At 45.1% G+C, this 255-nt stretch carries 1 protein-coding gene; it reads left to right on the top strand.

Annotated features, from left to right (window positions below; all coding sequences use genetic code 11):
* Window positions 1-255: EF-Tu/IF-2/RF-3 family GTPase (locus PSH48_RS21135; RefSeq protein ID WP_273612333.1), on the top strand; the 255-nt coding region annotated here is incomplete at both ends.

The raw sequence follows: 255 nt of genomic DNA, 5'->3' as shown, positions 1-255 counted from the left end.
AAGCACTAGATTCTTACATCCCAGAGCCAGAGCGTGACATCGATAAGCCATTCATCATGCCTATCGAAGACGTTTTCTCAATCCAAGGCCGTGGTACAGTAGTAACTGGTCGTGTTGAAGCTGGTATCATCAACGTGAACGACGAAGTTGAAATCGTTGGTATCAAAGAGACTACTAAGTCTACTTGTACTGGTGTTGAAATGTTCCGTAAGCTTCTTGACGAAGGTCGTGCTGGTGAGAACATTGGTGCACTTC

The sequence above is a fragment of the Pseudoalteromonas sp. Angola-4 genome (genome assembly GCF_028599265.1).
Lineage (GTDB): Bacteria > Pseudomonadota > Gammaproteobacteria > Enterobacterales > Alteromonadaceae > Pseudoalteromonas > Pseudoalteromonas atlantica.
Note: the sequence above shows the minus strand (reverse complement) of the source record. Positions and strands in the feature narration are given on the sequence as shown.